Below are 24,505 nucleotides of genomic sequence, written 5' to 3'. Positions count from 1 at the left end.
GTTTACTACTGGGGAAATCTAAAAGACGTATTACAATCAATGTAACTTGTGCTTATTCAACATGAAGTTAAGGAATGATAAATAAACCTAAAAGAAAGCAATCTTTTTAACAGCACATATAATTGCATTTACTCATACAGTACTAGTATGGTACAATATGGTTATTAACGACGGAAAGGAATGATGGGTGGACGATGATTAACTAATCTTATTTTTAAATGTTGAAATTCAATAAATTTCAATTTCTAAAAAATAGGATTAGTCTGCCCAATTTCCATACAACGGTATTGCTATTTATATTGCGCAATAGCTTATTTGGGTATAAATAATGTAATGACTAATCCTGCCAAATTTATTTGGGAGGATTTTTTATTCTCCCTTAATGAAAGGGATCGGTATTTATGAAAGAACTATTAAAATTAAATGATGTTTATGTTGAAATAAAAGAAAATATGTTGTTAGAGAAAATGAATGTGACAGTAAAACAAGGGGATGTTATCGGATTAATCGGTAAAAATGGTGCTGGTAAATCAACGTTACTTCAATTAATAAATGGGAAGATTGAACCTTCAAAAGGTACTGTTGAATGGATGCAAATGAATATGACAACAGCATATGTTGAGCAAGAAATAGAATCTTTTATTAGTAATGATGTAATTGCAAAAGAAGCAGAACTTCTTGCGAAATGGGGTGTGCCAACGAACGATTTTCATACTTTAAGTGGTGGTGAAAAGCTGAAAATTCGATTAGCAAAAGGATTTGCTGAAAATCCTAATGTCTTAATATTAGACGAACCGACAAATCATTTAGATGAGATCAGTACGGGATTTCTCATTAAACAAATAAAAAACATGAAAGGTACAGTTATCGTTGTATCGCATGATCGATATTTTTTAGATGTTGTCGCAACAAAAATATGGTCAATTGAGGACAAAAAATTAATTGAGCATAGTGGTAATTATACGAGCTACATGAAAGCACGTGAGCAAAAAAGAAAGTCGCAGCAGCGTGAATATGAAAAGCAGCAAAAAAAGATAGAACAAGTAGAAACACATATAAAAGAATTGAGTTCATGGTCACAAAAGGCACACGCGCAGTCTACAAAACAAGAAGGTGTGAAAGAATTCTATCGTGTAAAAGCGAAGCGAATGGATGCACAAGTGAAGTCAAAACGAAAACGACTTGAAAAAGAGCTGGAGAAAGCGAAAGTAGAACGTGTGAAAGAAGAGTATTCAGTTGAGTTTTCTATTCAAGCGAACAAAAAAGTAGGAAAACGTTTTTTAGAAGTGAAGCAATTAAAAAAAGACTTTCATGGGAAAGTATTATTTGAAAACGTTAATTTTACAATTCAGCACGGTGAGAAAGTCGCGATTGTTGGACCAAACGGTAGTGGGAAAACAACATTACTGAAGATGATTATGGGAACGGAAAATGCTGAAGGAGAAATATGGATTTCACCATCTGCGAACATCGGCTATTTAACACAAGAAGTTTTTGATTTACCGCTTGATAAAACACCAGAAAATTTATTTTTTAAAGAGACGTTTGAAGAAAGAGGAAAAGTCCAAAATTTAATGAAACATTTAGGGTTCCAAGCTTCTCAATGGAAAGAGCCGATTGAGCATATGAGTATGGGAGAAAGAGTAAAATGTAAGCTAATGGCTTATATTTTAGATGAAAAAGATGTACTCATTTTAGACGAACCGACGAATCACTTGGATCTACCTTCACGTGAACAACTTGAAAATACATTAGCTGAGTATAACGGAACATTAGTAATTGTATCTCACGATCGATATTTTCTGGAGAAAACAACTAACATAAAACTCGTGTTTTCAAACAATACGATACAAAAGCAGCTAGAAGAACCTACGAAAACAAGAGATGATATTGAAGAGCTACGTTTAACGTTAGAAACAGAGAGACAAGAAGTATTAGGGAAATTAAGCTTTTTAACTTCTAACGACAAAGAATATAAAGCACTGGATGAACGGTTTATGGAACTTACGAAGCAGATTAAGGCACTATAATGTATTTGTAAGCGTGATTAAGGGGGATGGTTACATTCCCATCAAGCTAATCAAGTAAATTACTAGATACGAAATGCTTCTTGTTTCAAAACTAGTAAGTGATAAAAAAGTAGGCATGCTAAAGAAGCCTATTAAAAAGTGATTTTTCGCTAGGCAGCTTGTCTATGCTTCACCGTCGTGTTATACACAATCCCTAGAATATCAAAGACGGTCATATTCTTATGTCTATGACATTTACGACCGTTCTTTTTGAGCAGTTGATAAAGGCGATGCAGAATTTTTAAAAGTTCTTCTGTGCCAACCGCTATCGCTTGAAACAGTAAAGGAAAGTAATCTTTAATCATATAAATCGCTTTGTATTCACTCAGTTCCTGCTTTTTCTTTTCAAGCAGAAACTGTCGCATTTGAAACATTGTAGAAGAACAAAGGAGAATGCCTATGAGTTGCCCATATAAATGACACTCTAGGTGTTCTCTTTTTATATTTTTACATTCATCAATTTCAAAGAATGACTTCCGCGTTTTAAACAAAATTTCAATCTGCCAACGAAGTGAATATAATGAATGCACGTAGTTCGTCGGTACTTCTTCTAGCGACGTTTTCGTGATATATACATTCATGCTCATTAAACGTTTACTTTTATCCTTCATGACAATGCCTTTCTTCTTTTAACGTATTTCTTGGTTTTTCAGACGTATTTGCGTTTGATCATCGGTTAAACGATGGATAATAACACGTGCTGGAAGTTTCTGATTTTGACCAATGTATGCCTCGGGGATTTCCATCGTTTCACCAGGGATTAGACCAGACAGCATTTGTGTCATATCAAGCTGGATGTATTCCGTTTGCTTTTTTAACGTACCATTATTGTAATATTGGCTTACGTTAAGCTTGTGAAAAAAATATATTAATGTATAATACAATTGATGTATGATACATTAGTTGTAGGAGGGTGACCTATTTGAAAAGAGAAGATGCCTTAAAACTAAGAACAGATATTAAGAAAATGATTATAATAACTGGGGTTTTTGAATCTCAAAATTTGCCCAATGGGCCATTTGAAAAACCTTTACCAACTTCTCAAATGATGGCGTTAGAGGAACTAGAGGTGGAAAAATTAACTGTTTGGCAACTATCCAATAAACTTAGATTAGAGACTTCAACTGTAAGTAGATTGGTAGATAAGTTAGTAAAAAAGGGGCTTATTTATCGTGAAGTAAATGAAAAAAATAGAAGAGAACTTTTTCTGCACCTCACAGAAAAAGGTCACATAACTGTTAATTGCTTAAGAGAGCAATCCATTACATTTTATCAAAGTATTCTCAATAATTTATCAGAATCAGAACAAAAAATAGTTGTGGATGGTTTTGAATTATTTATTGATTCTATTTCTAAGTCTTTTGATTAGAGTGAGGTAAATCATAACATTTGGAGGGTAAAATGAGTTTGGATTTTGAACGTCCTATTATTGAATTAAAAGAGAAATTTGATGAATTAAAGAAAATTATGAAAGAAAATAATGTAGATTTATCGCCAGAAATTCATGTATTAGAAAAACGTTTAAATAAAATGCAAGATAAAATTCATTCTAATATTACACCTTTTCAACGAGTTCAAATTGCAAGGCTACGTAACCGGCCCACGACATTGGACTATATACCTTTATTGTTTACAAACTTTCTCGAACTTCATGGTGATCGATTATATGGTGATGATAAAGCAATGATAGGTGGTATTGCAAAATTTAAAGGGATGCCCGTTACGGTTATTGGTCATCAAAGAGGTAGAAATACAAAGGAAAATATAGAAAGAAATTTTGGAATGGCACATCCAGAAGGTTATAGAAAAGCGCTAAGACTTATGAAACAAGCTGATAAATTTAATCGCCCTATTATTACATTTATTGATACAATAGGCGCCTATCCAGGGAAAGGGTCTGAAGAACGTGGAATTTCTGAAGCGATAGCTCGAAATCTATTTGAAATGGCTACACTTAAAGTGCCAATTGTTTGTATTGTAATTGGAGAGGCATCAAGTGGTGGAGCTCTTGGCATTAGTGTCGGTAACCATATCCATATGTTAGAGTATTCATGGTACTCGGTAATTTCGCCAGAAGGAGCAGCATCTATCCTATGGAAGGACGCTAAGTATGCTCCAGAAGCTGCTGAACATATGAAAATTTCAGCAAAAGATTTAAAACATTTAGGAATTATTGATGAAATCATTCCTGAAATTAAAGGTGGAGCACAAAATGATATAAAATCACAGGCAAAAGTGATTGAATCTGTAATCGAATCATCTCTGAAAAAATTGATACTATTATCCTCGGAAGAGCTTATACAACAGCGGTATGAAAAGTATAGACAAATAGAGAATTATAAATGAAAATATTTAAAGTCCGTATTACATTTCGGAGGATTCTCGCGAAAAAATTCTAAAAATTTCGTAATCAGCTTCTTAAACTGGGATATGCTGATACTATTACTCTACAAAAGGTGTGTGATCGGTATGGAAAAGGAAAATTTGTTCAAATGGATGCATTATCACATACCCATCAACTTAAGAAATTGATTGTTCCCGAAAACGAAAAAATGAGCTGAATTCTCATAAACAACTGTAAAAAGGTGAAAATTTCGGTATGGGGGTATCTCAAAAGCTTAGGTTGATGGCAATGGGGGATGGTCATGGAAATAGAAAATTCCGCTAAGTTATTTAGGCTAGATTGTGGTGAAATTTACTTACAAGAGTTTTCCACTAAAGATGCAGAGAGTATTTATAACATATCCAATCAACCGGAAATAGAAAAGTTTTTACCGGACTGGAAATCGACGAAAGAACAAAGGGTTAATTGGGTTGTAAATTATGAAATACCAGAAAATAAAGCGTTTCTTCATGCAGTGAGAACTACGACTAACATAGATGATCACATATTAAGACTAGGAATATTTAAGAAAACCACAAATGAATTTATTGGATGGTGCTGCACAGGTATGAAAGAAGAACTCCCTTCACCAAACAGAGAGATAATGTATGCTATCTCAAATGAACATCAAAATCATGGCTATGCTACAAAAGCGACTAAAGGTTTAATTGACTTTTTGTTTAAAGAAACAAATTTAAATGTCCTTAACGCAATTGCTTTAATTAACAATGTAGCATCAAATAAAGTTATTGAAAAATGTGGGTTTATTTATAAGAGCCAACAGAGGATAGAAAATCAAATATATAATCATTATATATTGAGAAGATCTGAGTGGATAAAAATATAACGTTGGGTAGTAAAAGACCGATAAAGCAATCGGTCTTTTCTCATTTATATAATAAAGGTTTCATATACTTTGTATTTCCTGCTACTATACAATTATTATAAGATAGTTATGCGTTAATTTCAGTTTAAAAAAAGTTTTATTATCAGTTTTTTTAGAAATCTTACAAGCGTGTAAGATAAATGAAAGACGAATCAATATGAGCTGTAAGACAATTCATTTACACTCTGTTATGAGACGTGCAAATGAAGGGAGAATATACATGGAAATTTTACATGCAAAAAGTATTAGTAAAGTATATAAAGGGAAAGTACCTTATAAAGCATTAGTTGATATTGATTTATCAATTCAAGAAGGTGAATTTGTAGGGATTATGGGGCCATCTGGTAGTGGAAAAACAACGTTATTAAATATGGTATCTACTATTGATTCTCCATCATCGGGAGAAATTTTAATAAATGGCACAAATCCTTTCCAATTATCATCAGAAGATTTAGCGTTATTCCGCAGAAAACAATTAGGATTTGTTTTTCAATCATTTAATCTTCTTAGCACACTTACTGTAAAAGAAAACATCGTATTGCCGATGACTTTAGATGGTGTTTCCGTGCAAGAAATGAACAAGCGATTGGAAGAGATTGCAGAGAAGTTAAATATTACAGATATCTTGAATAAAAGAACATTTGAAATATCAGGGGGACAAGCTCAAAGAACAGCAATCGCTCGTGCGATCGTTCATAAGCCGCAATTATTACTTGCAGATGAACCAACAGGGAACTTGGACTCTAAATCTTCAAATGATGTAATGGAGATGCTTGATACTCTTAATAAAGAAGAAAAAGCAACGATGATGTTAGTTACACATGATCCGTATGCAGCGAGCTTTTGCAGCCGAGTAATCTTTATTAAAGATGGTCAACTATATAACGAAATTTATTGTGGTGAAAGCAGACAAGCCTTTTATCAAAAGATTATGGATGTTCTTTCTTTGTTAGGAGGGAAAAGGCATGACTTTTCGTCAGTTCGCATTTAATAATATTTTTCGTAATAAGCGTACATATGCTGCCCATTTTTTAAGTAGTACATTTTCTATTATGGTTTTCTTTACGTATGCTCTTTTATTATTTCATCCTGATTTACAAGGGGAATTAAAATCAACAAGTGCAACAATGAGTGCATATGGTACGATGGGATTTACAATTTCGCAAGGTTTGATTTTTGTATTTTCATTTTTCTTTATTTTATATTCAGTTAGTTCATTTTTAAAAACTCGTAAGAAAGAATTTGGCATATTAATGATGCAAGGTATGTCAATGAGACAGTTTAAGAAATTATTATTAATTGAAAATATGTTGATTGGACTTGGTTCAATTTGTATAGGGATTTTCATTGGACTCATATTTTCTAAACTAGTTTTATTGATAAGCGCAAGTGTATTAATGATTAATAATGGTTTGCCTTTTTATACACCAGTGAAGGCTGTATTATTAACAGTTATCACTTTTCTTTTCTTATTTTTCATTGTTTCACTATTTACATTTAAAATGGTAAAAATAACGGAACTTGTCGAACTTATTCGAGCAGAGGAAAAACCAAAACCTGAACCGAAATCTTCAATTTTATTATCACTGCTTTCTTTAATTAGTATAGGATATGGATATTTCTCAGTATTTCGCTTTATTTCAAGTTCCAGTTTTACTACACTTGGAATGGGTGTCTTACTAGTAATTATAGGAACGTACTTTTTATATACACAGTGTAGCGTTTATATATTACATCTTGCTAAAAGGAGAGAATCTTTCTTTTTAAAAAGAACAAATATATTAACGTTTTCTGAATTAATTTACCGTATGAAAGATAATGCAACGATGTTTTTTATTGTATCTATTATTTCAGCAGTTGCTTTTACAGCTATTGGTACAACAGCTGCTATTGGTAATAGAAATTTAGTGTGGATGACAAACCCATATACATTTCTGTATGAAAGCTCTGAAAACAACAAATTGGTAGATAAACATCTCTCTATTATAAAAAAACATCTCTTGGATGCAAATATTCCGTATCGAATGGCTTCATCTTCAAGTAAATTTACAGAAAGTAACGTAAATGTATTGAAATTAAGTGAATATAACGAACTTACGAGAGCACTCGGGTACCAACATGAAACGATTGAAAAAGAAGATGAAATTTTACTAATCCCTGGGAGGGTGTCACAAAAGCAAGAATTTAAAAATGGTGACTACAAAAAAAGTATTGAAGTCATTCAAGGAGATTGGACAAAGACATTTCGTGTGAAGAAAACTGTAGAGAATTTAGTTTTACCACATGATTCTAGTAGTATTTATATTGCTGTTCAAGATCATGTGTATGATGAAATTCCTCTGACGAGTAATCCAGAGGATGAAGATATTCAACATCGTACTTACGGATTTGTTGTAGATGATTGGATAAAAACGAAAGAGATTTCCAATCAATTAAAGAGTATATTCGATAAAGATCTTAGGGACAGAGATTTCTACTTTGAAGCTTTAACATTAAACTTGTTGGAGGCAAAGCAAAAGAATGGTTTATTACTTATGGCAAGTGTTTTAGTCGGAATCGTTTTCTTTACATTTGCTGCTAGTTTTATTTATTTTCGATTATATACTGATTTGAATCGTGATCAACAGCAGTATAAAATGATTTCGAAAATGGGGTTAAGTAAACGGGAGCTAAAGAAAGTTGTAACGAGACAGTTATTATTAATGTTCTTCTTACCGATTGCTGTTGCGGTGATTCATACTGTAGTAGCGTATACGGCACTGCAACAATTAGTTAGTTTTTCTATTTTAAATAGCTCGATTTTTATTTTAATTTCATTTATATGTATACAAGTTTTATATTTCTTTATTACTCGTTGGCGTTACCTACAAAAGCTTTATAAGACTATGGAGCAATAAAGGATATCAACTAATAAAATTACAGAAAAGCATGTAAAAAATGATATGAATTATGAAAGGAACCGTGATGAAAAGAACTTTAACTATTTTTATGTTAACTATAATACTTTTAATAAGCTTTAGTTCATGCTCTAAAAAGGATAAATCATTTCCTGCAAACGGTGTATTAATTATTGGAGATGAAAATAATATTTCACCAATTATTAATCGTTATAAGGAAATTACGAAAGAAAATGAAGTGTTTTCTGTGAAAAAAGGTGAAGTTGGAAATGGACATGTATTAATTTTAAATGAATCTACAGCACTAGCACTGATTAAAGAAAAAATTTTTCATAAACGAGGTAATGGCTCCAATTATATTTTAGATACGTTACCAAAATTCCCAAAAGAAGGATCACTATTGTTTACAAATGAAGACGAAAAGAATATGAAAAGTATTAAAATAGAAGGAAATGAGATTCCTGTTACATACGATAGTGACACTTGGATAGGAAACACTCGTAAATATCCAACGCAATCGTATGTGATTGTAGCAAAAAATAGCGTATATAAGGAAATAAAAGCAAATGAAACGAAAATGCACCTTCTTCAATTAAAGAAATCTTTAGGTGATGAAAGACCTAAAATGTCGACAGATAATACAATGGTTAATGAAAATGTCAAAGTAAAAAAGCTAATTAAAGGTTTGGAAGGAGAAGTATATTTTCAATTTGTAACGATTGGCGAAAAACCTTAAAAAAGAGTTCGGAGTTGATAAAAATTTCATCAGCTTCGAACTCTTTTTAGTTTATAGACAAATCAATTATTATGCTTTACATTACTTCATTTAATCGAGTCTCGTTTGTTTCCTCAATCCCATTTGAATTTTGAACTGAATTATTTTGGGCTTCTTTTTCTTTACGAGCCTTTTGTAGCATTTCAAGGATGATCCATAAGGGAACACCTTTATCCTTTAACATCTTCCATAAATCTAATTCATTAAATTTATGCTCAGGCTGTTTCATTTCTTTTTCAGATAAACGAATATCAAACTTGATAGGATCATTTATTTTCTTACTTTCAAGTTTAGTAGAAGAGATAGTATTATGCTCAAGATTAGATGGAGTTATTTTAGTAGGTTGAGACAATGTATGAATATTTGATCCGATTTGCATGATTTTTCCTCCTTTTCAAGCAATGAGATTAGTTTTCTTATGGTTTTTAAATCTTTTTAACATGAGGAAACTATATCTAATTATAAATCTAAATAAATAGATTTACAAGTTGTATTGTAAAAAGTAAATATTTACTTGAATTAATATTTATCAACATTTGTATATGTTTTCTATATATACAACGTATATAAAATACTTTACATTATGTTTAAGTTATTAAATTATTCTGTTATTTTTTTGGAAAGAAAAATGTAAACGTTTTATTAGGGGGAGAAAGTATGGGGAAGTTATTTTTAAAAATATGTTTTTTTGCATTAGTGACCGTATGTTCATTCGCAGCGAAAATATCATACGCTGAAGAGAGGCAACAAAATAATTATCCTATCATATTGGTGAATGGATTTGCTGGATGGGGTAGAGAAGAAATGCTTGGCGTAAAATATTGGGGTGGTGTTCATGATATACAGGAAGATTTGAAACGAAATGGTTATACGGTACATACCGCAGCTGTTGGACCTGTTTCTAGTAACTGGGATCGTGCATGTGAATTGTATGCACAAATTAGCGGTGGGACAGTAGACTATGGTGCAGTCCATGCTGAGAAACATGGACATAATCGTTTTGGCAGAACTTATAGTGGTTTTGCGCCGAATTGGAGTGAAACAAATAAAGTTCATTTAGTTGGACATAGCATGGGTGGACAAACGATTAGAACATTAGTACAGCTATTAAAAGAAGGTAGTTTTGAAGAAAAGAATTATGTGAAAAATCACCCAGACACCAAAATATCACCACTATTTGAAGGCGGAAAATCATACGTTCATAGTGTTACAACATTAGCAACCCCTCACAACGGTACAACACTTGCGGATGGTAGTCTTCTACTGCCGTTCGTTAAAGATTTACTCATTACAGCTGCAAGCTTTGGAGGAAACAATAATTTATCATTATATGATTTTAAATTGGATCAATGGGGTATAAAGAAGAATGCTGGAGAGTCCTTTTTCCAATATAGTAATCGTATTCTAAATAGTTCACTTTGGAAAAATACAAAAGATATAAGTCAATGGGACTTAAGTACAGATGGTGCAAAGGAGTTAAATAATTGGGTAAAGACGCAACCAGATGTGTATTATTTATCCTATAGTGGACATGCATCACAAGCAGCACCTATAACAGGTTTACATTTGCCTCATATAACGATGAATAAAGTGTTGATGGGGAATGCATTTTTCTTAGGTTCTTATGCGAGATATGAAGAAAACCGTCCGTTAGTTGATACTTCTTGGTGGCAAAATGATGGTGTAGTAAATACGAATTCTATGATTGCACCATCTTCTAATGTTGCTGTAAATAATAATGGGTCATTACAGATTGGAAAATGGAATCATATCGAAACGAAAGCGAATTGGGATCATCTCGATATGGTAGGATTAAGTGTTTCAGACTCATTAGGTTTTTCTAGCATTCAAGAGTTTTATAGAACAATTGCTGAAAAGCTATCACGTTTACCGAAATAGGTAATAATAAAGCGCTCTCGATGGAATTCGAGAGCGCTTTATATTATATTGAAGGAGGGATTTGGTAGAAAAATATGGGGGGGATATTATGAAAATTCAAGTTGTATTATCAGGATACGGAACAGTAGGCAGAGAGTTTATAAAATTATTAAATGAAAAATATTCATATATATATGAAACATATGGGATTCAATTAGTTGTAAGTGGCGTATTAGGGAGAAATATTGCAATACATAATGAAGACGGCTTATCACTTCATCATTTATTGATGTATGGTGGCGGTACCGCTGCAATTGAAAAATATTTAGAGTATCATCCGAAGGAACGTGCAACAACTAGCATAAGTGGTACTGTATTGGTAGAATCAACAGTTACAAATCTTAAAGATGGAAATCCAGGGAAACAATATATGAAACAAGCGATTGAAAAACAGATGGATATAGTAGCAATTTCTAAAGGTGCGCTCGTTACAAACTGGAGAGAAATAAATGAAGCAGCAAAAGGCGCAAATATACGAATTCGATATAGCGGTGCAACAGCCGCTGCACTACCGACACTAGATATCGGACAATTTAGTTTAGCCGGTTGCAGTATTGAAAAAATAGAAGGAATATTAAATGGAACAACTAATTATATTCTTACGAAAATGTATGAGGAAGATATGACATTTGAAGAAGCACTGAAAGAAGCACAAAATAAAGGAATTGCTGAGACGAACCCTATATTAGATATAAGTGGTTCAGATAGTGCGTGTAAATTGTTACTTTTGACAAACAGCTTAATGGAAACAGAGAAAACACTTACTGATATACATATAAAAGGAATCGAGCACGTTACAAAACAGCAAATTCGAAATGCTAAGGAACAACATAAAATTATTAAATTAATAGCATCAACATATAAGGATGAGGGAGGCAATGTGAATTTAAATGTTGAACCGTGCCAAATAGAAAAAAATCATCCGTTAGCAAAAGTAAATGGAACCGAAAAAGGAATTACGTTCTTTACAGATACGATGGGACAAGTTACTACAATTGGTGGGGCTTCTAATCCACGAGGCGCTGCAGCTGCAGCTTTAAAAGATGTAATTAACTTATATCGAAAAGATTTGTAAGACCGTACCGCCCTTTATAAAAAATACATATGTCGTGGACCTTTTGAGAATGAAATAAATATGCAAAAATGATTGCAGGGGGTAAGGAATTGTTTAAGGATTTTAAAGTTGTTAAAGATCGTCCCGTTTATATTCAGTTGAAAGATTATTTGAAGAAGATGATTATGAAAGGGCATTTGCTCGGGGATCAAAAAATCCCATCAACAAGGGAACTAAGTGAATTACTAAGTGTGAGTAGAAACACTGTACTCGCTGCTTATGCAGATTTAGAGCAAGAAGGACTCATTTATGCAGTTAAAGGAAAAGGGAACTTTGTTGCGAAGGTGGATATATCTAACACTTCGTCTGTTGAAATAGATTGGAAAAAGAAACTTAATACAGTGACCGCATTAGCGGATGAATTAGATTTAATGAAACATGGTGTTCGTTGGGAAAAGGGAATGATTGTTTTTAATAGTATAGCCCCGGATGAGAAGCTATTTGATGTTGAAAATTTCAAAAGAGCTTTTCTTACTCGTATGTCCATTGAAGGAGACATCGTATTGAACTACGGATATGCAAAGGGATATAGACCGTTAATGAATTATTTACTTCATTACATGGAAATGAAAGGTGTAGACATTTCGAATAAAGATATTCTAATTACAAATGGATTTACAGAAGGATTGGATATTGTACTCTCTTCTTTATCAAAAAAATCCGGGCGTGTCATTTGTGAGAATCCAACTCACCACGCTGCACTTAAGCTTTTCCGTTTACATGGACTTGAAGTTCATGGGATTGATATGCATGAGGATGGTATTGATACGAATGAAGTTGAAAAAAGTTTGCGTGAAAAAGATTTTGATTTTGCTTATTTAATTCCTTCTTATCATAATCCAACCGGTATTGTTACGAGTTCAGAGAAAAGAACGGAATTGATGAGGTTATTCTCAAAATACAAGGTTCCTATTATAGAGGACGGATTTAATGAAGAATTACGTTATTCAGGTTCACATTTAGCTCCATTATTAACTTTTGCTGGAGCTGGCAATAATGTGATTTATATTAGTAGCTTTTCAAAGGTACTTTTCCCTGGTTTACGTGTAGGCTGGATTATTGCAGATAAAGAGCTGATTCATTATTTAGAAAGCGTAAAAAGAGCAAGAACGATCCACACATCTACGTTAGATCAAGCTGTTCTGTTTCAATATTTACATGAGGGATATTTTGAGAAATATTTAAAAAAGGCAAGATCTGTTTATAAGAAAAAATATGAGTTAGCTGTCGGGGCATGTAACCAGTACATTCCTTTTAAAAGAATGACTGGAGATGGTGGACTGCATTTATTTATAGAGCTAGAAGAGCATATGAATGCCCGCACACTTTTACAAAAGTGTTATGAGAAAGGCGTTACGTTTTCACCTGGAGATGTTTTTTACTCTGATGGAGAAGGAGCGAACACTTTCCGATTAGGGTTTTCGCGCTTGAAAGAAGAAGAAATAGTTCGGGGAATTAAAATAATTGGTGATACATTAAAAAATGAAATTTGGAGTTGAGAAAATGAAAATCGGTGTTATTATGGGCGGGGTATCGTCTGAAAAACAAGTTTCAATTATGACGGGGAATGAAATGATTGCTCATTTAGATAAAAATAAGTATGAAATAGTTCCAATTACATTAAATGAAAAAGTGGATTTAATTGAAAAAGCGAAAGACATTGACTTTGCGTTGCTCGCATTACACGGAAAATACGGAGAAGATGGGACAGTTCAAGGAACACTGGAGAGTTTAGGGATTCCTTATAGCGGAAGTAATATGTTATCTAGCAGTATATGTATGGATAAAAATATTTCGAAAAAGATTTTACGTTATGAAGGTGTAGAAACACCAGATTGGATTGAACTTACAAAAATGGAGGATCTAAATCTTGATGAGTTAGATAAGTTAGGATTTCCATTAGTAGTAAAACCAAACTCTGGCGGATCGAGTGTCGGAGTGAAAATCGTTTATAATAAAAATGAATTGATCTCAATGCTAGAAACTGTATTCGAATGGGATTCTGAAGTAGTAATTGAGAAGTATATAAAAGGTGATGAAATTACATGTTCAATTCTGAATGGAAAACAGTTACCTATAGTTTCAATTCGACATGCAGCCGAGTTCTTTGACTACAATGCAAAATATGATGATACTAGTACAGTTGAGGAAGTTATCGAACTTCCAGCAGAAATTAAGGAACGTGTAAATAAAGCGTCACTTGCTTGTTATAAAGCATTAAAATGTAGTGTTTATGCAAGAGTTGATATGATGGTGAAGGACGGAATTCCATATGTAATGGAAATTAATACATTACCAGGGATGACACAATCAAGTTTATTGCCAAAAAGTGCAGAAGCAGCGGGGATTAGTTATAGCAAACTATTAGATATGATTATTGAAACATCATTAAAAGTTAGAAAAGAAGAAGGGTTTTAAGGGAATTATATAACGAATTTTTTTGACAGTTTCACGAAGTATGCTATGATGAATACATTATAAAAATAAAATATTTATCCACTAGGGGGGCCTCTTATAGGCTGAGATCAAATGTGATTTTGAGACTCTTAGTACCTGATCTGGTTAATGCCAGCGTAGGGAAGTGGGAAAGACGTTGCTATTTAATGAGTAAATAAATACTGTCGATTTCACTTTCTTTACGCCTGTAAAGAAAGTTTTTTTATTTTACAGCTTTAATAATTGTGGATAAATACTTATATTTTATACATTATTGGAGGGATTTAAATGACTTTTTCACAATCATTACGTAAAGAAGTAGATTCAATTTGGGAAGCGAGTTTTAACCATCCTTTTGTAAAAAAACTTGGTGAAGGAACGTTAGATTTAGCTAGTTTTCGCTATTATGTGCTTCAAGATTCATATTATTTGAGTCATTTTGCTAGAGTACAAACATTAGGAGCTGCAAAAGCTCTTGAATTAGAAACGACAGCTCGTATGGCACACCATGCCCAAAATACATATGAGGCGGAATTATCATTACATGAGAATTTTGCGAAGAAATTAGGGATAACGAAAGAAGAAAAAGATAATTTTATCCCTGCTCCAACTGCATACGCATATACTTCACATATGTATCGTGCTGCGTACGAAGGACATTTAGGCGATATCATTGCAGCAATTTTACCTTGCTATTGGTTGTATTATGAAATTGGCGAACGCTTAAAAGAGTGCCAGCCGGAAGAGCAAATTTATAACGAATGGATTTCTGCTTATGGATCTGATTGGTTCCGTACGCTAGTTGAAGAGCAAATTACACGTTTAGATACTATCGCTGAAAAAGTAACAGAGGCAGACCGCAAACGTATGAAACAGCATTTTATTATTAGCAGTCAATATGAATATTCATTTTGGGAAATGGCTTATACATTAGAAAAGTGGCCAGTGGATACAGACGTAAAAGACGTAATTGGATAAAGAATAGAAGTAATGTTATAGATAGGTATGGATCATACCTATCTATATATTTTTTCTTGTCAAATTTGCGTAAAGTCATTAGTGCTACGGATATGGCGAAATAGAATATCGATAATTTAGCTCATTTACTTGTCTACGCATTAACTGGATAAACTTCTGTCACATTTATTTTACAATCAAAGAACGTAAATGTTGGTGGTATGAAGTTAAATAAGAAAAGAAACCCGAGCTGTTAGCTGTAACGGAGTTGTTTTTTCTTTGCAGGAATTTCTAAATTATCATGGAGTGTTGTTAATACGATATGCAAATATGCATATCGTATTTTTTTTGAGCTCTTTATGTGTTAAAATCAGATATAGAGATATGGAAATATAAAGAAGCAAAAGCAGGAATATCCAATGAATTTTGAGAGGTGTTATATGTTTACAAATAAGAAATTAATTCGATTTGGTTTATCGTTATTTGTATTTTTAGGGATAATTAATTTTACAATCAGCTATTTCCAAACATATCTTGAAACAGCAGCAGATATTAAATGGATAATTCCAGAAATTTGGAAAACCATTTTGCTAGATGTTCCTCAAGGGATACTTGTTCTTTTAGGCGCAATTGCTTTATATGATTTCACAAAAGAGGCATCACAAAAAGACGCATCAATCTAAGTGTGTCTTTTTTCTATTAGGAATTTCATAGAGAGTTTTACTGGAGAAATAGAATGAAAAGCCCTAATTAGGGCTTTTTTTGTTGGAATTTCTTATCCGTCATAGAAACCGGTCACTTGGAGGTGTTATAGCGAAAGCCATTTACAGTACAGAAAAATCTAAGCAGCAGACGGAAATATATAGGATATGGCATCATAATTATTGAGAAATTAATTGAACTTAGTAAGTATGAAGATATGACGCTAGAATTCATATTTTTTAATTTTTATTTATCCCGCTATTTGCCGGGCAGTAAGCCCCCCACCTCAAAATTCAGCGGAAGCAAAGAAGTTAGGTAGGGGATGAACAAAACCCCACTGATTAAAGTTTCACTTTATAAAAATGAGCCCATAGTAAAAATAGGTATATGAACAAGGTGCATCATCTAGTGATAAGTCATACTTTGTTGGTGTACGTATTGAACTTAGTTTATAGCGCTATTTCTACTTAGATGTAACGAACAGGAATATAGGGAAGTATCGATGAGGTTGTATTTTATAAACGGAGGTTATGAAAATGAATCAGTTTCAACAAGAACTACAAGCGTTAAGCCTTAATGATTACCGGTCTGGAAATATTGTCTATTGGGACCAGCAAAACCAATATCCATATTACTATATTGAAGATGCTGCTCGTCGCTGTGGCGGTTGTGGTCGTTGTGGCGGTTGTGGTGGAGGTCGTTGTGGCGGCTTCCGTTGTGGTGGCTTCCGTTGTATTGGTTGCTTCGGTTGTTTTGGTTGCGGAGGCTGTGGCGGTTGTGGCGGCTGTGGTGGTTGCTCTAACTGTTTTGATGGTTTTACTGATACTACCGGTACTATTGTAACGTATGAATATTGATAACATCTATCTTGCTAGTTGCGGGCAGTAACATCCCAAAAAAAATTCAGCGAGAGCAAAGAGAAGTTAGGTGGCGGACTGCCCATAAAAGCCCGATTGGTGAGAGCTGATTAAAGTTTCACTTTAGCAATTAAAAAACATTAGTTATATGTACGTGCCGACAAAGAATATAGCCATTATTAATGGATATATTCAATCATTCAAGTGAAAAAGTAACAATAAGATATATAGATGTAATCAAGATGTGATGGATAAAGCAATGACTAGATTTAAAATCTAATCATTGTTTTTTTCTTATGGTTTTATCATTAAATATCTGTCTAGTTTGGGCATTGCTTCCTTCTAGCTAATGATTTTATTACAACCGTGTAAGGTTAATGTAATGTTAATCGATAGTAAAATAAGTTGCTTAAGTGTATTTTAAATAAGATTAAAAAGTACTGTTTATCTACAAAATAATAGGGTAAATACTATGTAATTAGGAAGTGTATGAATATGGTTGAACTAAAATCTATTTTCCATTCGTATAAACTAAAGAGAAAAATAGCTAAAGATTTATACGGAAAAAGAGATGAATTATCACTGTTATTAAATGAATTTAATAATATGAAATGTACAGTAACATCTGAAAAGAAGAAAAATAATATATTATCTCGTTTGCAACTAACTTATCAAAATATGAAATCGGATAAGCAGTACCCTCTAGCAGTTGCTTTTGATAGTAAATTATTGGAGCGATTAGAAAAAGAATCTCTACATACTATTGAGGAGGGTGTAACATGTCTACATTTAATGTTAGATATGAATTATGAGAAGATAAAACAATATGGTTCGGGTACAAGTAGGTCATTCGTTCCATTATCGCAGTCTTCTATTTGTCTTGCTGATTGTATTTGTTTAACAGGAGTTGTAGTAGGTTTACTAGGAGCAATTTCATTTGGGGGATTACTGTTATCTATATGTTCAATTACATAAAGGTTGATATTTGTAAAAAGGGCACCGAATTAAGGTGTTCTTTTTTGGTTTTTTTGTAAAGTTATTGTAAATGATAAGTACAATGCATTATGTGTAATGTATAATTCTAATGTATTGAAATACAAATATTATAGAGGTGTTATACATGATAATTACTTTGAATTTTTAAAAGAGTCGGTTTGATAATAGTTTATGTAGATAAACAGTTTTTACGTTTCTTTTAAATACTTGGTTTAAATGGATTAGATTAAGTAACTATTGTTCTAGCTTTTTGATAATCAAGACAACTGAAGAAAGGAAGGAATCATTTTATGAAAAAATTAAGGCTGCTAACATTTGAAAATATAGTAAACCCCCTTTTAAATGAAAAGGTATCATTTATATACTTTCCTATTGAATGGCTGGACATCGTAGAGATACATTATAAGACATTTTTATTAACGAGTAAGTTGAAACGTTTGAATGAAAGATTGTATGATATGTTTTCGGATATATTGTTTATTCAGCATAACCCGTACGTATTAAATGAAAATACACCATGGATTGTATCGAAAGAACCTATTAGACAAGAGCAGCTCGATTATATTTTTCAAAGTTGGTATGAGATTATTCATGATTGGAAACCAAATAGATTAGTAGAACCACCAAAATATGAATGGCAATCCGATTTGATTTCTAATTTGCCAGTACTACATGATAATGAAACGTATTCTAAGTGGGTGCCCGCTTTAATCTCACATATTTTTTGTGAGCGTCCTATATATTTAGAAAATACAAATGAAGAAGAAATCTATTTTTCCCCTCTTAGATCACAAAATATTTGTGAGGCGATGTCTGGGCCGATAAAAGATGAAAAAACACAAGATTTTTTCTCCTATGTATATCGATTCGAATGCATAACCCGCGGTGGTGAGAACGCTCCATTATTAAATATTTCAATAGGAATTCGGAGATTTTATCAAGAATATAAGATGTTAGGTCAAACAAACCTTGATATGACAACGTTTGTTTGGCTTTTTTTGATAAAATGCAAACATTTTGCAAACATAGGTTATCCAAAGATACTTTTACCGAAGTTTTTAACAGCTTCTTCCTGCATATTCGGTAAAACATGAGAATAGACACTTAATGTCATTGAAATATCTGTATGACCTAATCGCTCACTGATGATTTTAGGGTTAACTCCTTGTTTCAATAGTAGAGTGGCGTGTGTATGTCTTAAATCATGGAATTTAATTTCTTTTATACCTACTTTGTGTGTCATCCTAATGAAACTTTTTCTGAAATGTGCTCTTTTTATTATTCTTCCAAACTCATTACAATTTATTAAATCTTGATCTAGATAAGCAGAACCAAACCTTAATTTCTCTTTATTGATTAAAATTTTATGCCTTTTTAAGGCTGCTATTGTTTCATTTGGTACAGGAATTGTACGTTTTGATGAATTTGTTTTTGCAGTTTTTTTGATTTTATTGTCATGACCGGATGTTTGATTTATTGTAACAGTATGTTTTTCAAAATCAATATCCTGCCATCGTAACCCTAGAACTTCTCCCAGACGCATACCTGTAGTTATTGCAAGTAGATACCCAATGTGATATCGTGATTCTTGTGAATGAGCTAAAAACTTTTTTACTTCTTCCTCTGTCCAAGTCTGGATAGGGGTTTTTTCTTTTTTAGGTATCTCAGCAAAATCTGTTGGATTTCGAGAAATAATATTTTGTTTTACGGCTAGGTTTAAAGCGCTCTTTAAAATTCTATGCATAAGCAGAATAGAATTGTTTGCAATCCCTTTATCTATCGCAGTCTTATAACATTTTTGAATGTGTATAACATTTAATTTATGGAGCGCAACCATTCCTATACTAGGTATAACATGTTGGTTGATAAATGCCTTATAGCCAGCAAAGGTACTCTTTTCTATGCTCATACTTTTAATTTCTAGCCAATGATTTAGATAATCTTTTAACGTAACTTTAGATGGTTCTATAAAAGTTCCTTCATTCAACTCGGTAATCTTCTTTGCCACATCAGCCTGTGCTTCTTTTTTTGTCTTATATCCAGAAAACCACTTCTGTCTTCTTTTTCCTGTCTCTGGATCAGGACCGATATCAATAACGATACAGTATTTATTTCCTCTTTTTCGAATATGTCCTTTCACTTAAAACACTCCTTCATTTGTTTTGAATCATGTTGTATAAGTCTAGTTGTAATTTTGCTGCTATGAAAATTACATGTTTGGACATATCAGCGATGGATATATTTTACCATATATGAACAGAATTGATTATTTAATATATTTGTTGTTTTTTACAAAAATTAATTTTATAAAAGAATTTTGTATATTTAAGGAAATATTTTCATTTAGAATATTTTATTTGGAATAGTACATCTTATATATATCATATTTTGTACAATTAATATTTTCTTAATTGAGAAATGATTTTTATTTGGAGTGAGATATATGGAGAGGAAAAAAAAATGGGAAGGATTAAACTCTAAAAATCTATCTGCTAGTTCAATGGATTCGAGTTTAATAGGACCGACATTGCCACCGATTTCCTCATTTACTCTACCAACGGGAGCAACAGGTCCAACAGGTCCAACAGGTCCAACAGGTCCAACGGGAGCAAGTGGAGCAACAGGTTCAACAGGTCCAACGGGAACAAGTGGAGCAACAGGTCCGACAGGCCCAACGGGAGCAACTGGAATAACAGGTCCAACAGGAGCAACTGGAGCAACTGGAATAACAGGCCCAACAGGTCCAACGGGAGCAACTGGAATAACAGGCTCAACAGGTCCAACGGGGGTAACCGGAATAACAGGCCCNNAACTGGAATAACAGGCCCAACAGGTCCAACGGGAGCAACTGGAATAACAGGCCCAACAGGTCCAACGGGAGCAACTGGAATAACAGGCTCAACAGGTCCAACGGGAGTAACCGGAATAACAGGCCCGACAGGTCCAACGGGGGTAACCGGAATAACAGGCCCAACAGGTCCAACGGGATTTGAATCTGCATTCAGAGCTTTCAAATCTACTGATCAGTCCGTTACTGCTAATACACTGTCTATAGTAACATTTGAAACTACACAATTCGATTTAAATGGTGAATATGATGGTGTATCAACATTTATACCGCAACAAGATGGAGTATATTTAATTATTACTACTATAATTTTTAGTCCTACTGATGATACTCTAAATTATGTGACGGAAGTATTTATAACAGTTAACAGTGCTTTAATAGCAGGAGATGATAGCTTTTTTGGTGGAAATACTGGGCTTTTAAATGCGGTAACAGTTTCTACCATTGTACAATTGAATGCAGGGGATATGGTGCAAGTCCAAGCCGGTAGTACCATAGATGGCGTTATTGCATCTCCGCTTCTTACAAATTTTCAAGCTGCGAGGTTTCCATCACCAGTTCCAAATACACTTTTCTTGTTAAATAATGTATCTGCAGATTGGAGTAAAAGGCCGTTTAGCAGAAAATCATAATTATGTTCATTTTAAAAATAGCGTGAAGAAAATGATGAATTTAAATTAATATTGTTTATTAAGAATAAGAAAAGCCACTTAGGTGAGTGGCTTTTCTTATTTTTAAATTATGGGATATACATGTAAAACTAAGCAATCCTCTACATATAAAGTTTGAGTTAAAAGAAAAATGTAATTAGTGTGGTTACAACGAAAAGGATTATCAAATGCAATATTGCATAATTTATTTGAAAGGGTAAAAAACTAGGTGTTTATAACTATATTTAACTTTCTCAAGTTTTTTCAGAATATGAGAGAATAGCTGTTTGGGTTATTTGTGATAGAATATTCTTAATAATATAATTTGATGGAACGAAAAAGACCCATAGCGTGTGTAATTGTGCTGGGAACACTTTTACACCGTTTGCCCTAATTGTAGTAGGGAAAACATTTGCCATGAGCCTTTCAGTTACGACTATACGTAACATATACGGCTAGTATAACACAACTTTTAGATGTAATTCATCATTGAGGTGCGTTTTCAAGATAGGGAAGTGTGTCTTGTTCCAATAAGGGGGACAAAACATGTGGAAAGCTCTAAATCAAATTGAAAAAGAGTTATGTGCAGCTGGAATAAGGAAAAATAAACTAGCAGATTATTGGGGAGTTAAGCCTAGTACTGTTACAAAAATTTTTAAAGGTAACACAGACATGAGTTTTGGCTTTCTTTCCAAGACCATCATCCTATTAAACAAAGGCATACAGGTTCAAGAAAATTTATTAACAGATTATATACATATAACGAAACCAAAATCAGAAAACTTACGTGAGGCAATGGAGGATTTAGCTTTAAGAGGAAAGTTTAATCTATTAATTAATATTATAAATAGTGAATCACAATCAAAGGTAGCAGAAAATAGAGAATTCGCTAATGTGTATCGAATTATATATAGACGATATATAGGTGAAATTGATGCTACACAGTATCATAAGGCATTAAGCTTGGAAAGTAAATCAATAAAAACTTCAGAGATGGAGGTGTTAATTGAAATTTTATTATGCCAAGCGCAATATCAATCGGGTAACTTTACTTCTTTAAATGAGCGGTTAAAATCTCTTGAAATGAAAATAAATACAATAAGTAATAGGTACATTCGAGAATGTTATAAATTACGATATAAAGAGGCCATTGCCGTTACTTCGTTGCAGGGTGGTGAAGTCATTGAAGCAAGGCATGTTAGTAAGGAACTATTAGATGATCTTGAATGGGATAACTTTTTTTCTTTTCCAAAAGTAAATGCATATTTAAAGTTAGGAGAATCGTATATTTTTTCAGCGAATGAATATGAAAGGGCGAAATATTATTTGGAAAAGACCTTAGAAGTGATAGGGGATAGTAAGACTAATGGAATTGAGAGAAAAAGAAAAATGGTGCAACATACATTATCATTTCTAAAGATTCATCATGATAAAGAAATTAGTAGCTTAGATGTTGTTCATTCAGGTGAACTAGCATATTTAAGGATTAAACAAGGTAAGAAGATGGAAGCGAGAAAACTTTTGGATCAATTAAAAGAGAAGAATGGAAGATTAACAGACATACAGACTGCATATTTAGGTTTAACATATGAAGGTACTAAAAAAGAAGAGTTAATGAAACGATCTCTTTTGATGTGTCAAAAATCAGGTAATATATTTTATTCGAATTTACCAAAAATACACTTGGGTTTAATTTGAATAATTGGTATAATTGTCTTTGGAAAGAGGTGAAATAATGAAAAAAATAATTACAATCCTTCCTGCACTATTAATAGCTGCTACATTATTCATTAACACTGATTCTATTAAAGAAAAACCTAGTACAAATGATTTAAAACCTACAGTCCAACACATGATGGTTGACCCTGGTGGCGGTTGGTAAAATACATAATAAAGGTTTATATATATTACAAATGGCATCGTCTTAATTGACGGTGTCATTTGTAGTTTTAGGAGAAATTTCTTTTTTTGCTAAAAGAAGAAAAAAGAAATTTTTGTAAAAAAATACAAAAATACAAAGAGGGAGATCGTAGAAGATGAAGAGCAAAGAAGGGGAAGTTAATCTAATTAAACGAGCTTTATTACTTTTAAAAGAAGAGGATAATCCGAAAGAGAAATTATTTTCTATCTGTTTGAGTGAACCAAAAAAAGAAAAAATTATGTAAAAAAGACTATCTAACTTTTGGATAGTCTTTTTACACTACATATTTCCTTTAGATTTCTCGTAGTTCACAAACATCTCTAATTGTTCTAATGCTTTTTTTCGTTGTTCTTCAGGTAAGTCATTAATGATTTGAAGAATTTCGTGTGCTTCTTTTGTTAACTGTATATCCTCGCCGGCTGTTAAATCTGGTGAATCAGATAAATCTAACAAATAATCCGTTGTTACTTTTAAATAATTTGCTATCTTCTGAAGTGTACGTGTACCGGGTGCTTTTTTCCCCTCGACATAATTATAAACAGAAACGTGACTAACACCAATTGCATCAGCTAACTGTTGTTGGGTAATGCTCTTCTTTTCAATTAATGATTTCAACCTCTTATGACTAAACATAATAAAAAACACCCCAAGTTTATTTTATATGAAATTATTGTTTCTTAATTACTATTATGGTGTCACACTGTCATTATATATTAACTATCAGTTAAGTGGAAAGGTAATTTTTTTGGAAAAAGATTTGGGAAACACTTGAACTTAACCTTAGGTTAAGTTATTATGTAATTAACAACAAAAACGGAAGAGAGGAGTTGTTTATGAAAACTCTAAAGCAGCTACGTGTAGAGCAGGGGTATACATGTAGGGAAGTAGCTGAAGCCGTGGGTATTACTGAAGTTTATTATTGGTATATAGAAAACGGGAAGCGTCGACCTTATTATGATTTAATTGTGAAAATTGCTGAGTTTTTTAAAGTGAAGCTAGATGCAATTAAAATTTTTTGTCCTTAACTTAACTTAAAGTTAAGTTAAGGTTAGTTAAGTAAATAAGAAAGGAGCAAA

23 protein-coding genes, 4 pseudogenes and 1 riboswitch are annotated in these 24,505 nt (G+C 32.8%); of the genes and pseudogenes, 23 read left to right on the top strand and 4 right to left on the bottom strand.

All coding sequences use genetic code 11. From position 1 onward, the window contains the following. Positions 1–401: 401 nt before the first annotated feature. Positions 402–2,030 (top strand): ribosomal protection-like ABC-F family protein, encoded by a 1,629-nt coding sequence (gene abc-f, locus HMAS_RS11685; RefSeq protein ID WP_025709568.1) that lies wholly within the window; start codon positions 402–404, stop codon positions 2,028–2,030. A gap of 149 nt (positions 2,031–2,179) precedes the next feature. Here the strand turns inward: abc-f and HMAS_RS11680 are convergent. Further along, positions 2,180–2,908 (bottom strand): annotated as a pseudogene (locus tag HMAS_RS11680) (transposase); the annotation flags it as partial. An 83-nt stretch (positions 2,909–2,991) separates the two neighbouring features. On the opposite strand from HMAS_RS11680, the gene HMAS_RS11675 reads away from it, so the two are divergent. The 6 genes from HMAS_RS11675 (at position 2,992) to HMAS_RS11650 (ending at position 8,971) form a co-directional block, all read left to right on the top strand. Further along, entirely contained in the window at positions 2,992–3,438 is a 447-nt protein-coding gene (locus HMAS_RS11675) for a MarR family winged helix-turn-helix transcriptional regulator (protein ID WP_016122572.1), read from the top strand. Positions 3,439–3,470: 32 nt separating this feature from the next. Next, complete coding sequence (locus tag HMAS_RS11670; protein ID WP_000050722.1) at positions 3,471–4,415, top strand: acetyl-CoA carboxylase carboxyltransferase subunit alpha; 945 nt, start codon at positions 3,471–3,473, stop codon at positions 4,413–4,415. A gap of 299 nt (positions 4,416–4,714) precedes the next feature. Then, positions 4,715–5,299 carry a GNAT family N-acetyltransferase gene (locus HMAS_RS11665; protein WP_000402112.1) on the top strand — a complete coding sequence of 195 codons (585 nt, stop codon included), beginning with the start codon at positions 4,715–4,717 and terminating at the stop codon, positions 5,297–5,299. 259 nt (positions 5,300–5,558) lie between these two features. Then, positions 5,559–6,329 carry an ABC transporter ATP-binding protein gene (locus HMAS_RS11660; RefSeq protein ID WP_000404282.1) on the top strand — a complete coding sequence of 257 codons (771 nt, stop codon included), beginning with the start codon at positions 5,559–5,561 and terminating at the stop codon, positions 6,327–6,329. After that, a complete protein-coding gene (locus HMAS_RS11655) occupies positions 6,304–8,235 on the top strand; it encodes an ABC transporter permease (RefSeq protein WP_025709566.1) in 1,932 nt (643 codons plus the stop codon). Before HMAS_RS11660 ends, HMAS_RS11655 begins: the two co-directional genes overlap by 26 nt. A gap of 67 nt (positions 8,236–8,302) precedes the next feature. Beyond that, the gene (locus tag HMAS_RS11650; RefSeq protein WP_116344838.1) at positions 8,303–8,971 is read left to right on the top strand and encodes a lipoprotein BA_5634 family protein; all 669 of its coding nucleotides are present in this window, start codon (positions 8,303–8,305) and stop codon (positions 8,969–8,971) included. A 76-nt stretch (positions 8,972–9,047) separates the two neighbouring features. Here the strand turns inward: HMAS_RS11650 and HMAS_RS11645 are convergent, their stop codons facing one another. Next, entirely contained in the window at positions 9,048–9,389 is a 342-nt protein-coding gene (locus HMAS_RS11645) for a DUF3914 domain-containing protein (protein WP_001165493.1), read from the bottom strand. A 278-nt stretch (positions 9,390–9,667) separates the two neighbouring features. On the opposite strand from HMAS_RS11645, the gene HMAS_RS11640 reads away from it, so the two are divergent. The 10 genes and pseudogenes from HMAS_RS11640 to HMAS_RS11595 form a co-directional block, all read left to right on the top strand. Then, positions 9,668–10,909: an esterase/lipase family protein gene (locus HMAS_RS11640; protein WP_000517069.1), complete on the top strand. Its 1,242-nt coding sequence runs from the start codon at positions 9,668–9,670 to the stop codon at positions 10,907–10,909. Between the two features lie 88 nt (positions 10,910–10,997). Continuing rightward, positions 10,998–12,023, top strand: a complete 1,026-nt coding sequence (locus HMAS_RS11635) for a homoserine dehydrogenase (protein WP_006921589.1) — start codon at positions 10,998–11,000, stop codon at positions 12,021–12,023. A gap of 89 nt (positions 12,024–12,112) precedes the next feature. Further along, positions 12,113–13,561: a PLP-dependent aminotransferase family protein gene (locus tag HMAS_RS11630; RefSeq protein WP_006921590.1), complete on the top strand. Its 1,449-nt coding sequence runs from the start codon at positions 12,113–12,115 to the stop codon at positions 13,559–13,561. A gap of 4 nt (positions 13,562–13,565) precedes the next feature. Further along, entirely contained in the window at positions 13,566–14,480 is a 915-nt protein-coding gene (locus HMAS_RS11625) for a D-alanine--D-alanine ligase (RefSeq protein ID WP_016122576.1), read from the top strand. Between the two features lie 73 nt (positions 14,481–14,553). Further along, positions 14,554–14,659, top strand: a riboswitch (TPP riboswitch). A 127-nt stretch (positions 14,660–14,786) separates the two neighbouring features. Continuing rightward, positions 14,787–15,476: a thiaminase II gene (gene tenA, locus HMAS_RS11620; RefSeq protein WP_000144513.1), complete on the top strand. Its 690-nt coding sequence runs from the start codon at positions 14,787–14,789 to the stop codon at positions 15,474–15,476. 398 nt (positions 15,477–15,874) lie between these two features. After that, positions 15,875–16,138: a DUF3937 family protein gene (locus tag HMAS_RS11610; RefSeq protein ID WP_016122577.1), complete on the top strand. Its 264-nt coding sequence runs from the start codon at positions 15,875–15,877 to the stop codon at positions 16,136–16,138. A 555-nt stretch (positions 16,139–16,693) separates the two neighbouring features. Continuing rightward, positions 16,694–17,014 (top strand): heterocycloanthracin/sonorensin family bacteriocin, encoded by a 321-nt coding sequence (locus tag HMAS_RS11605; RefSeq protein WP_001071364.1) that lies wholly within the window; start codon positions 16,694–16,696, stop codon positions 17,012–17,014. Positions 17,015–17,159: 145 nt separating this feature from the next. Continuing rightward, positions 17,160–17,294 (top strand): annotated as a pseudogene (locus HMAS_RS27925) (site-specific integrase); the annotation flags it as partial. 209 nt (positions 17,295–17,503) lie between these two features. Continuing rightward, a complete protein-coding gene (locus HMAS_RS11600) occupies positions 17,504–17,989 on the top strand; it encodes a hypothetical protein (protein WP_025709564.1) in 486 nt (161 codons plus the stop codon). A gap of 311 nt (positions 17,990–18,300) precedes the next feature. After that, positions 18,301–18,999, top strand: a pseudogene (locus HMAS_RS11595) (pPIWI_RE module domain-containing protein); the annotation flags it as partial. A 41-nt stretch (positions 19,000–19,040) separates the two neighbouring features. Here the strand turns inward: HMAS_RS11595 and HMAS_RS11590 are convergent. Next, positions 19,041–20,150: a tyrosine-type recombinase/integrase gene (locus HMAS_RS11590; RefSeq protein ID WP_116344837.1), complete on the bottom strand. Its 1,110-nt coding sequence runs from the start codon at positions 20,148–20,150 to the stop codon at positions 19,041–19,043. Between the two features lie 303 nt (positions 20,151–20,453). Between HMAS_RS11590 and HMAS_RS28240 the strand changes: the two are divergent. From HMAS_RS28240 to HMAS_RS28230, 5 genes and pseudogenes are all read left to right on the top strand, one after another. Next, a pseudogene (locus HMAS_RS28240) lies at positions 20,454–20,900 on the top strand (exosporium leader peptide-containing protein); the annotation flags it as partial. A 299-nt stretch (positions 20,901–21,199) separates the two neighbouring features. Beyond that, a complete protein-coding gene (locus HMAS_RS28235; protein ID WP_281994056.1) occupies positions 21,200–21,490 on the top strand; it encodes a hypothetical protein in 291 nt (96 codons plus the stop codon). Between the two features lie 564 nt (positions 21,491–22,054). Then, positions 22,055–23,206, top strand: a complete 1,152-nt coding sequence (locus HMAS_RS11580) for an AimR family lysis-lysogeny pheromone receptor (RefSeq protein ID WP_116344836.1) — start codon at positions 22,055–22,057, stop codon at positions 23,204–23,206. A 37-nt stretch (positions 23,207–23,243) separates the two neighbouring features. Further along, complete coding sequence (locus HMAS_RS11575) at positions 23,244–23,390, top strand: hypothetical protein (RefSeq protein WP_000720927.1); 147 nt, start codon at positions 23,244–23,246, stop codon at positions 23,388–23,390. Between the two features lie 154 nt (positions 23,391–23,544). Continuing rightward, positions 23,545–23,673 carry a hypothetical protein gene (locus tag HMAS_RS28230; RefSeq protein WP_255913732.1) on the top strand — a complete coding sequence of 43 codons (129 nt, stop codon included), beginning with the start codon at positions 23,545–23,547 and terminating at the stop codon, positions 23,671–23,673. A 35-nt stretch (positions 23,674–23,708) separates the two neighbouring features. Here the strand turns inward: HMAS_RS28230 and HMAS_RS11570 are convergent, their stop codons facing one another. Next, positions 23,709–24,062 carry a helix-turn-helix domain-containing protein gene (locus HMAS_RS11570; protein WP_000491272.1) on the bottom strand — a complete coding sequence of 118 codons (354 nt, stop codon included), beginning with the start codon at positions 24,060–24,062 and terminating at the stop codon, positions 23,709–23,711. A 200-nt stretch (positions 24,063–24,262) separates the two neighbouring features. Between HMAS_RS11570 and HMAS_RS11565 the strand changes: the two genes are divergently transcribed. After that, positions 24,263–24,454: a helix-turn-helix domain-containing protein gene (locus HMAS_RS11565; protein ID WP_000854271.1), complete on the top strand. Its 192-nt coding sequence runs from the start codon at positions 24,263–24,265 to the stop codon at positions 24,452–24,454. Positions 24,455–24,505 lie beyond the last annotated feature (51 nt).

The organism is Bacillus sp. HMA207, from assembly GCF_003402455.1.
Classification (GTDB): Bacteria; Bacillota; Bacilli; order Bacillales; family Bacillaceae_G; genus Bacillus_A; species Bacillus_A cereus.
Note: the sequence above shows the minus strand (reverse complement) of the source record. Positions and strands in the feature narration are given on the sequence as shown.